The sequence below is a fragment of the Sphingobium algorifonticola genome (assembly GCF_004005485.1).
GTDB classification, from domain to species: domain Bacteria; phylum Pseudomonadota; class Alphaproteobacteria; order Sphingomonadales; family Sphingomonadaceae; genus Sphingobium; species Sphingobium algorifonticola.
This window is the reverse complement of sequence record NZ_RZUL01000007.1, coordinates 127,104-136,689: the sequence shown is the minus strand read 5'-3', so window position 1 is coordinate 136,689 and position 9,586 is coordinate 127,104. Positions and strand designations below refer to the sequence as shown.

The window sequence follows — 9,586 nt, the reverse complement described above, 5'->3', positions numbered from 1 at the left end:
CGCCAAAGCATAAACCAAAAAGCCCATGCCCCAGCAAAACGCTACAAGGAACGACTTGGCTTTATCTGATTACCCGGCGCCATAAAACCACCAGAAACCAGTGCCGTCGCCCACATGTCCCTTCATCTTTCAACAATGTCAAAGAACCGAATTTCCGAGGATTTCTGCGGCGGCCGGTCTTGGTTCCACTCTGTTGCCAGAGCGGTTGAAGAAGCCGCTGCGTCGTCCGGAGGGCGCCGTTTATGCCTGTGACCGATTCGTGTCAACGGCAAAATCCAACTTTTTGTCCGAGCCTGCGCGAACCGGCACGCAGGACGCCAGCGCGCTGGCTTCAGAACGAAAAGCACCTTCACGCGAAGGCTTCAGAAACTGGTGCCCCTGGCCGGAATCGAACCAGCACTCCTTTCGGAATCCGATTTTGAGTCGGACGCGTCTACCAATTTCACCACAGGGGCGACAGAGGCGACCGCTTAGCCGAGCCGCCGCGCGCTTGCAACATTCGCTTCGATCCCATGGCATCAAAAGGCATCGCCGTGCGAAAAGGCGCGCGCGCGGACTTGCGACCATGGTTTCTGCCGCTATACCGGGGCGCATCGTGCAGATACATCGTCATCGTCAGCAACGGTAAGGGGACGACCTTTTGACCGAACCATCTGCCACGCTCCTGCTATTCGGTGCCACCGGCGATCTCGCCCATCGGATGCTCTTCCCGTCCCTCTACAATCTGCTGGGCGACGGGCTGCTGCCGGAGGATTTCTTGATCGTGGCGTCGGGCCGGTCGACTCTCGACGACGCCTCATTCCGCAAGGATGTCGATGCGGCGCTACGCAAATTCCTGCCGCAGGACCGTTACGATGCGACGCTGGCCGAGCGCCTGACCGGTATGATCCTTTACAGCCCCGTCGAAGCGGGGAATGCCGACCAGTTCCAGGCGCTGGCGGATCGGGTTGCCGACCGGATTGACAAAGGTATCTCCGTCTACCTGTCCACCCCCCCGTCCCTCTTTGCCCCTACGGCGCAGGGCCTGTCCGAGGCGGGACTGGTGGGACCGCACACCCGGATTGCGATGGAAAAGCCGATCGGCAAGGATCTTGCCTCCTCCAAGGTCGTGAACGACGCCATCGGCGGCCTTTTTGCCGAGGAGTCGATCTTCCGCGTCGATCATTATCTCGGCAAGGAAACCGTTCAGAATCTGATGGCGCTGCGGTTTGGCAACATGATGTTCGAGCCGCTGTGGAACGCCACGGCCATCGACCATGTGCAAATCACCGTCGGCGAGACGGTCGGTCTGGAAGGGCGCGTCTCCTATTACGACGGCGTCGGTGCCCTGCGCGACATGGTGCAGAACCACATGCTGCAAATCCTTTCGATCATCGCGATGGAACCGCCGGCTCGCCTCGATTCGACAGCGGTCCGCGACGAAAAGGTCAAGGTTCTGCGCTCGCTACGCCCGATGGATGCCGACAGTGTGAAGGCCTGCAGCGTGCGCGGGCAATATACCCCAGGCGCTGTCGGCGGGGCGATCGTGACGGGCTATGCCGACGAGCTGGGTCAGGCTTCAGACACGGAGACTTTCGTGGCACTGAAAGCGCATATCGACAACTGGCGCTGGACCGGCGTGCCATTCTATCTGCGGACCGGCAAGCGGATGCCCGCGCGCCAGTCCGAAATCCTGATCCAGTTCAAACCGGTGTCGCACAGCATTTTCGGCACGCGCGGCCATGGATCGGGCCTCGAACCCAATACCCTCATCATCCGGCTTCAGCCGCAGGAAAACATCCGCCTGCTGATCATGGCGAAGGAACCCGGGCTGGATCGTGGCGGCGTCAAGTTGCAGGAAGTCGGCCTAGACGTTTCGCTGGCGCATGCCTTTGCAGGCGAACGGAGGCGGATCGCCTATGAGCGGCTGCTGCTGGATCTGCTGGAAGGCGACCCCACGCTGTTCGTTCGGCGGGACGAAGTGGAGGCGCAATGGGTCTGGATCGATTCGATCATCGAAGGATGGAAAGCGGCGGGCGTGAAGCCCGCCCCATATGCTGCCGGGAACTGGGGGCCATCCTCCGCCATCGCCCTGATCGAACGCGATGGAGCAAGCTGGCATGACTGATCTGCATCCCACCATTGCCGCCGTGACCGAACGGATCGTGCAGCGCAGCGCGCCGCGGCGACAGAAATATCTCGACCTCATACGGCGCGGACGGGATGCGGGCACCAATCGGGATCAGCTGTCCTGCGGCAATCTGGCGCACGGGTTCGCGGCAGCGGAAGAAGACAAAGGCGTCATCCGGTCCGGCGGCGCGATGAACATCGGCATCGTCACATCCTATAACGACATGCTTTCTGCGCATCAGCCCTATGGCCGCTATCCCGAAGCGATCAAGATCGCGGCGCGCGAAGTGGGCGCAACCGCGCAGGTGGCGGGCGGCGTTCCCGCCATGTGTGACGGGGTAACGCAAGGACAGGCGGGCATGGACTTGTCGCTGTTCAGCCGCGACACGATCGCACTCGCCACGGCCGTATCGCTGAGCCATGCGATGTTCGAAGGCGTGCTGCTGCTCGGCATCTGCGACAAGATCGTGCCCGGCCTGCTGATCGGCGCACTGCGCTTCGGCCATCTGCCAACGATCCTCGTTCCCGGCGGCCCGATGCCCTCGGGCCTTGCCAACAAGGAAAAGGTCCGCATTCGCCAGCTGTATGCTGAGGGCAAGGTCGGCAAGGCGGAACTGCTGGAAGCCGAGGCGGCAAGCTATCATGGCGCGGGCACCTGCACATTCTACGGCACGGCCAACAGCAACCAGATGATGATGGAGATCATGGGGCTGCACATGCCCAATGCCGCCTTCGTCAATCCGGGCACGAAGCTGCGTGGCGAACTGACCCGCGCCGCGACGCACCGGGTGGCGGCGATCGGCTGGGATGGCGACGACTACCGGCCGCTGGGCGAATGCGTGGATGAAAAGGCCATTGTCAACGCCATCATCGGCCTGCTGGCCACTGGCGGGTCCACCAATCACGCGATCCATCTGCCTGCCATCGCGCGCGCCGCGGGGATCACGATCGACTGGACCGATTTTGCCGAATTGTCGGATGTGATCCCGCTGTTGGCGCGCGTCTATCCGAACGGTGCGGGCGATGTGAACAATTTCCAGGCCGCCGGCGGCATGGCCTGGATCATCACCCAATTGCTCGACAACGGCCTGCTCCATCGCGACATCAAGACGGTCGCGCGGGCAGACCTGACCGATTACGGCAAGGAGCCGACACTCGACAACGACGCTCTGGTCTGGAAGGACGCACCGGACCAGTCGCGCGATCTGACCATGCTGCGCCCGGTATCCGATCCCTTCAGCGCAGACGGGGGCATGCGCCTGCTGTCCGGCAATCTGGGTCGCTGCATCATAAAGGTGAGCGCAGTGGACCCGGCACGCTGGACAATCGAGGCACCGGCGCGCGTATTCCACAATCAGGACGATGTGCTGAAAGCATTCAAGGCAGGCGCGCTGGAGCAGGACGTGATCGTGGTCGTCCGCTTCCAGGGGCCGCGCGCCAACGGCATGCCCGAACTGCACAAGCTGACGCCTGCGCTGGGTGTCTTGCAGGATCGCGGTTTCAAGGTCGCCCTGCTGACGGACGGCCGCATGTCTGGCGCATCGGGCAAGGTCCCCGCCGCCATCCACCTTTCCCCCGAAGCCCTGGGCGGCGGCCCGATCGGCAAGCTGCGCGACGGCGATATCGTGCGGGTGTGCGCGCGGACGGGCGTGGTGGAGGCGCTGGTCGACGCACCGGAATGGGCGGCGCGCGAGGCCCCCGTGCCGCCGCCCCCGCCTTATGATACCGGACGCGAACTCTTCGCCCTGTTCCGCCATCACAGCGATCTGGCGGAGGAAGGTGCTTCACCGATCCTGGCCGCGATGGAAGCGGAAATCTGAACAATGAAGCCAACGACCAAAACGTCGATCGTCAGCGTGGATGTGGGCGGCACCAACGCCCGCTTCGCGATCGCGACGATCGGCAAGAGCGGTGTGCCCGTGCTGGGCACGGTGCGCAAATACAAGGTGGCGGACTATCCCAGCCTCCAGGCATGCTGGGCCGCGTTCGCACGGGACGAAACGGCACAGGGAACAGCCGCCCTCCCCCGCGCCGCATCCATCGCCTTCGCGACTGCGATCGGCGGCGAAGTCATCAAGCTGACCAACAGCAACTGGGTGGTCCGCCCTGACGCGCTGAAGGCCGATCTTGATCTCGACACCTTGTGCCTGGTCAATGATTTCGAGGCGGTGGCCCATGCCGTATCGAAATTGCCTGCCGATCATCTGGAATTGCTGTTCGGCCCGGATACGCCGATGCCGCGCAACGGCTCGGTCACGATCCTCGGCCCCGGCACTGGCCTGGGTGTCGCGATGATTGCTTTCGTCGATGGCACGCCCCATGTGGTTGCGACCGAAGGCGGCCATATCGATTTCGCGCCGCTCGATGTTCTGGAGGGCCGGATCGTCGATTATCTGCGCGACAAGTTCCTCCGCGTTTCGGCCGAACGGATCGTGTCCGGCCCTGGCCTCAACAATCTGTACAAGGCGATGGCGACGATCGGTCACGACCGGGTCGAACTGATGACCGATGCCGATCTGTGGCAGGCGGCGCTGGAACATACCGATGACTTCGCGCGCACGAGCCTTGAGCGTTTCTGCATGTGCTACGGCTCTGTCGCGGGCGATCTGGCGCTGGCCCATGGCCCGGGCACCGTCGTGCTGGCAGGAGGCCTGACGCAGCGGATGAAAACGATGCTGCCGCTCAGCGGTTTTCACAGCCGCTTTACCGCCAAGGGCCGTTTTCAGGGTTTGATGGAGCGTGTTCCGGTGCGCCTTGCCATCCATGACGAAATCGGATTGTTCGGCGCGGCCGCCGCCTATCGTGGAGAAGATGCATGACGTTGACTGTCGATCAGGTGATGGAGCTTGCCCCGGTGATCCCGGTGCTGGTGATCGAGCGGATCGAAGATGCCGCGCCGATCGCCGAGGCGCTGGTAAAGGGCGGCTTGCCGGCCCTGGAAGTCACGATGCGGACACCGATCGCGCTCGACGTGATGCGCGAAATGGCCAAGGTGCCAGGGGCCGTCGTCGGCGCGGGCACGGTGCTCAATCCCGCGCAACTCGACGCCGCGCTGGAAGCCGGAGCGCAGTTCATCGTCAGCCCCGGCCTTACAGAACCGCTGGGCAAGGCCGCAATCGCCAGTGGCATCGCCTTTCTGCCCGGCACGGCGACCGCCGCAGACATCATGCGAGGCATGGACATGGGCCTGTCGCGGTTCAAGTTTTTCCCGGCCGAGACGTCCGGCGGCCTGCCTGCGCTGAAGGCGCTCGCCGCGCCTTTCAACACGGCGCGCTTTTGCCCCACGGGCGGTATCCGGTTCGAGACGGCGGGCAACTGGCTCGCGGAACCGGCTGTTAAATGCGTCGGCGGAAGCTGGCTGGTGCCCAAGGGTCCGGTCGATGCGCACCGCATTGAGGAACTGGCGCGCGCGGCGGCATCGTTGCGCGGCTGATCGGTCAGTCGTCGCGCCCATAGCGCAGGACGTACAACCCCAAGGACATGGCAAGCATGACGCTGGCCACCATCTGGCTGGGCCAGTGACCACCCATCGTCACGCGGGCAGCGCAACCCGCCAGCAGCAGCGCCGCCATCACGACAGCCAGAATGCGCCCCGTGCCATCCCTACGGGCGAGCGCCAGTAGCATGACGATGCCGACCGTCGCGCCATAGACCAGCGCAAAAGTGGACGGCAAACCCGACGATTGACTGGGCTTTGCCACCGCCACCAGATCGGCCGTGGGACGCGGGACATGCAGGAACAGCCGCAGGAGCCTGTCCGCCGCCAGTGCGACCGCAAAACCGATCATGATCCCGACGCCCGTCGCACCATTACGGACCAGCGCCGCAACCAGCCCGCACGCGAGCATGACGCCCCACATCCACGGATCGGTGGCGCTGGTGGTGACATGCTCCGCCCATGCCGGGCGCGCGCCGAAGAATGCCTGCGCAGCCTGTGTCAGAGCGACATCGCCCGGCAATGGTCCTTGGGCCCACCATGACGCAGCACCCATCGCCAGTGCGGACACCAGCAGGACCAAAGGCAGTGTCCGGGGCAGCATCACGTCACTCAACGGCGCCCCATAGCGCCTCGGCCGGCACATAGCCCCGTTTGCCGCCCACATCGATCATGCACCATCCGCTCGTGCATTCGGCAATCCGCCCGACGACGCCAGGCTCCACGCGGTACAGCAATCGCGAATCGGCCGTCGGCTTTTCGCGCATTTCCGTGACCCCGTAGCGCACGATCGCCGTGGCCGTGTCGCTCAGCAGGCGCACATGCATCCAGCCCTGCGTGCCGCTGCTGTCCTCGATCTTGCGCCAGTTGCCCAGCACCTGCACCACCTTTACCGGCAAGTCGCGACGGCGATAAATCCAGTTGCTGGGATAATCGAGGTTGGGGCCGACCCGCATCCGTGCTTCGGGCTGCGAGATCGACGCCCAATAGGGCACAGTCTTCTGCGATTGCGCGGCGACCGGCGTGGCAGCCCAGCAAACGGCAACCAGCGCCGCGGCCGCTACGCTCGAAACGCGATTCCATCCCACCATGTCCGCATCCCTGTGCTATTGCCCGCCTGCCGCGCCTGATTGCCACCGCCGGGGCGATCGTTCAACCACCGATGCGATCCGCAGCCGCCGTCCATAACCGCTTGACCTTCACGATGGCCGGGAATAGCGGCTGCATATGCCCAGAAAACCGCGCCCGGCGAAACCGACCGTCACGCTGACCAGGCGTCTGCCCGATGCGGTGGAAAGCCGCATGGGGGAATTGTTCGACGCCCGGCTGCGCACCGATGACCGGCCGATGACGCGCGACGAACTGGCGATGGCAATGCAGCAGTGCGACGTGCTGGTGCCAACCGTGACGGACCCGCTCGATGCCGATCTGATCGAACAGGCTGGCGACCGGCTGCAACTGATTGCGAGTTTTGGCAGTGGCGTCGATCACATCGATTTGCATGCGGCGCGCCGCAAGGGCATCATCGTCACCAATACACCCGGCGTTCTGACCGAAGACACCGCCGACATGACGATGGCGCTCATCCTCTCGGTGCCCCGAAGGCTGGCCGAGGGCGAAAAGCTGGTGCGATCGGGCACATGGGCGGGCTGGAGCCCGTCAAGCATGCTGGGCCACCGCATCGGCGGCAAGCGGCTGGGAATCGTCGGCATGGGCCGCATCGGGCAGGCCGTGGCCCGTCGCGCCGCCGCTTTCGGCCTGGCAATATCCTATCACAACCGCCACCGCCTGCCCGAAGCGGTAGAGCGCGAGACCGGGGCGCTGTGGCACGCCGATCTCGACATGCTGCTGGAAACCAGCGACATCATATCGGTACATTGTCCGCTGAACGATGACAGCCGAGGCATGATCGACGCGCGCCGTATCGCCTTGCTGGAGCCGACCGCCTATTTCATCAATACGTCCCGCGCCGAAATAACCGACGAAGCCGCTCTGGTCGATGCGCTGGCCGCAGGCCGGATCGCCGGTGCCGGGCTGGACGTTTATGCCCATGAACCGGCGGTCGATCCGCGCCTGCTCGCGCTTTCCAACGTCGTGCTGCTGCCGCATGTCGGATCGGCGACATTCGAGGGCCGCGATGCGACCGGGGCGAAAGTCATCACCAATATCCGCACCTGGGTGGACGGGCACCGCCCGCCCGATCAGGTGCTGGAGGGGTGGGTTTAGTACAGGGCGTCAGATATAAAATCCGTTCCTCCTGAGTAGACACTGAGCCTGTCGAAGTGTCGTATCGAAGGATTGAGCTTTGACGCGACCCTTCGATACGGGCCTTCGACTTCGCTCAGTCCCTACTCAGGGCGAACGGTTACTGTTTAGTCATGCAAGTGACGACCCCTACCCCCGCCGCCGCAGAAACCCTTCCGTCGCCTCCGGTGCGCCGCGATAAGCCTCCTGAAACTCCGCGCTCCAGTACATGAGGTGATCGAGCGGGATCCGTTCCCCACTCACCGCACACAGCACGAACTGGCCGGGACGCACGACGTCGAAATGCGGCGTCTCATAATGCAGAACCGCCAGTCCTGGAATATCTGCCATCAGTCGCCCGTCAAAATGCGGTCGACAAGCTGTTTTACCGTCGGCACAAACCCATTCGAGTAGAAGGGGTCCTTGCCGAACCGATAGGCACCATGGCCTGCGAACATCAGATTCTGGTCCACCGGTCCGCCGTGGGCGATGTCCTGCAAGGTTTTCTGGATGCAGAAACTGCGTGGATCGGCGAGACGACCAGTCGAATTGGTGTCGCTGTCCATCCAGCTTGAAAAGGCACATTGCGACAGGCAGCCCATGCAATCGGCCTGGTCCTTGCGAATGATCGCCTTGTCGGCATCCGTCACGAACACCAGCGTATTGTCGGGTGTCTTGAGGGCACTGCCGAAGCCTTCGCCCACCCACTGGCGCGCGCGCAGCAGGTCGTTGCGCGTGACCCAGAAGTTCTTGCCCTTCACGCCAACGTCGAGTTGATGGGTATGGTCGCCTGCTTGCTCCAGGCTGAAGGCGATCTGCCGTTCCGACCGCGATTCCAGATGGCGCAGGAAAGGGTTGCGCACGGCCGAGGAGTAGAAGCCCGTCGGTGAAAAGCGATGCAGCAGGATGTCGCCCTCCTGAAGCTGCGTCAGCCGGTCCTTCCATTCCTGGGGAATCGGGCTTTCCTGGGTCAGCAGCGGGCGGGTGCCAAACTGGAAAGCGATCGCCCCCAGCTCGGGATTGTCGATCCAGTCGTTCCAGTCCTTCAGATGCCAGACGCCACCGGCCATGACGATCGGCACGCTGTCGGCGATGCCGCCTTCACGCATCGTTTCACGCAGGGCCTTGACGCGCGGATAGGGGTCTTCGGGCTGGCGCGGGTCTTCGGCATTGGAAAGGCCGTTATGGCCGCCCGCCAGCCAAGGGTCTTCATAGACCACGGCGGCAAGAAACTCGGCCGCCTTGCTGTAGGCGCGCTTCCATAGCGCCCGGAAAGCGCGGGCCGACGATACGATCGGCAGATAGCTGACGTTGTAGGACGCCGCGATTTCGCTGAGCTTGTAGGGCATGCCCGCGCCGCAGGTGACACCCGCAACCATGCCGCGCGTCCGCTCCAGCACGCCATGCAGGATGCGCTGGGCACCGCCCATTTCCCACAGGACGTTGATGTTGATCGCGCCCTTGCCCCCCGCAATCTCATAGGCGCGTTTCACCTGCTCGACGGCGCCGTCGATCGCATAGGTTATCAGCTCCTCGTGCCGTTCCCGACGGGTCTTGGCACTGTAAACCTGCGGAATGATCTTGCCTTCGGCATCGTAGCTGTCGGCATTGACCGCCGATACCGTGCCGATGCCCCCGGCCGCCGCCCACGCGCCCGAACTCAAATGGTTGGAAACCGCCACACCCTTGCCGCCCTCGACCAGTGGCCAGACTTCACGTCCGCCATAAACGATAGGCTTCAACCCCTTGAACAATATACTCTCCCAACAGGATGGCACTACACACAACCGGACACGC

Annotated in this window: 9 protein-coding genes and 1 tRNA gene; 5 read left to right on the top strand and 5 right to left on the bottom strand. The window is 63.6% G+C overall.

The annotated features are described in order from the left end of the window. Window positions 1-370: 370 nt before the first annotated feature. Window positions 371-455: transfer RNA gene (locus ENE74_RS15695), tRNA-Leu, on the bottom strand. 185 nt (window positions 456-640) lie between these two features. Between ENE74_RS15695 and zwf the strand changes: the two genes are divergently transcribed. Genes zwf through eda form a run of 4 tightly spaced genes read left to right on the top strand, consistent with a single transcriptional unit; the run spans window position 641 to window position 5,542 of the window. After that, the gene (gene zwf, locus ENE74_RS15690) at window positions 641-2,107 is read left to right on the top strand and encodes a glucose-6-phosphate dehydrogenase (protein ID WP_127691850.1); all 1,467 of its coding nucleotides are present in this window, start codon (window positions 641-643) and stop codon (window positions 2,105-2,107) included. Next, window positions 2,100-3,929 carry a phosphogluconate dehydratase gene (gene edd, locus ENE74_RS15685; protein WP_127691849.1) on the top strand — a complete coding sequence of 610 codons (1,830 nt, stop codon included), beginning with the start codon at window positions 2,100-2,102 and terminating at the stop codon, window positions 3,927-3,929. Before zwf ends, edd begins: the two co-directional genes overlap by 8 nt. Window positions 3,930-3,932: 3 nt before the next feature. Further along, the gene (glk, locus tag ENE74_RS15680; protein WP_127691848.1) at window positions 3,933-4,928 is read left to right on the top strand and encodes a glucokinase; all 996 of its coding nucleotides are present in this window, start codon (window positions 3,933-3,935) and stop codon (window positions 4,926-4,928) included. Beyond that, on the top strand, window positions 4,925-5,542 hold the full coding sequence (gene eda, locus ENE74_RS15675; protein ID WP_127691847.1) for a bifunctional 4-hydroxy-2-oxoglutarate aldolase/2-dehydro-3-deoxy-phosphogluconate aldolase: 618 nt from the start codon (window positions 4,925-4,927) through the stop codon (window positions 5,540-5,542). The genes glk and eda overlap by 4 nt, the downstream gene beginning before the upstream one ends. Before the next feature lie 4 nt (window positions 5,543-5,546). Here eda and ENE74_RS15670 read toward each other — a convergent pair whose 3' ends face one another. Both ENE74_RS15670 and ENE74_RS15665 read right to left on the bottom strand, forming a co-directional pair. Further along, window positions 5,547-6,152 carry a phosphatase PAP2 family protein gene (locus ENE74_RS15670; protein ID WP_338142995.1) on the bottom strand — a complete coding sequence of 202 codons (606 nt, stop codon included), beginning with the start codon at window positions 6,150-6,152 and terminating at the stop codon, window positions 5,547-5,549. Window position 6,153: 1 nt separating this feature from the next. Further along, window positions 6,154-6,636, bottom strand: a complete 483-nt coding sequence (locus ENE74_RS15665; protein WP_127691845.1) for an SH3 domain-containing protein — start codon at window positions 6,634-6,636, stop codon at window positions 6,154-6,156. Window positions 6,637-6,772: 136 nt separating this feature from the next. On the opposite strand from ENE74_RS15665, the gene ENE74_RS15660 reads away from it, so the two are divergent. Further along, the gene (locus ENE74_RS15660) at window positions 6,773-7,771 is read left to right on the top strand and encodes a 2-hydroxyacid dehydrogenase (RefSeq protein ID WP_127691844.1); all 999 of its coding nucleotides are present in this window, start codon (window positions 6,773-6,775) and stop codon (window positions 7,769-7,771) included. Window positions 7,772-7,939: 168 nt separating this feature from the next. On the opposite strand, the gene ENE74_RS15655 is transcribed toward ENE74_RS15660, so the two are convergent. Together ENE74_RS15655 and ENE74_RS15650 are read right to left on the bottom strand one after the other, a co-directional pair. Continuing rightward, a complete protein-coding gene (locus ENE74_RS15655; RefSeq protein ID WP_127691843.1) occupies window positions 7,940-8,140 on the bottom strand; it encodes a DUF2093 domain-containing protein in 201 nt (66 codons plus the stop codon). After that, a complete protein-coding gene (locus ENE74_RS15650) occupies window positions 8,140-9,543 on the bottom strand; it encodes an NAD(P)H-dependent flavin oxidoreductase (RefSeq protein ID WP_127691842.1) in 1,404 nt (467 codons plus the stop codon). Before ENE74_RS15650 ends, ENE74_RS15655 begins: the two co-directional genes overlap by 1 nt. Window positions 9,544-9,586 lie beyond the last annotated feature (43 nt).

Coding starts and splice junctions, on each gene's coding strand:
- edd (WP_127691849.1), top strand. CDS start 2,100: ATGACTGATCTGCATCCCACCATTGCCGCCGTGACCGAACGGATCGTG.
- glk (WP_127691848.1), top strand. CDS start 3,933: ATGAAGCCAACGACCAAAACGTCGATCGTCAGCGTGGATGTGGGCGGC.
- eda (WP_127691847.1), top strand. CDS start 4,925: ATGACGTTGACTGTCGATCAGGTGATGGAGCTTGCCCCGGTGATCCCG.
- ENE74_RS15665 (WP_127691845.1), bottom strand. CDS start 6,636: ATGGTGGGATGGAATCGCGTTTCGAGCGTAGCGGCCGCGGCGCTGGTT.
- ENE74_RS15660 (WP_127691844.1), top strand. CDS start 6,773: ATGCCCAGAAAACCGCGCCCGGCGAAACCGACCGTCACGCTGACCAGG.
- ENE74_RS15655 (WP_127691843.1), bottom strand. CDS start 8,140: ATGGCAGATATTCCAGGACTGGCGGTTCTGCATTATGAGACGCCGCAT.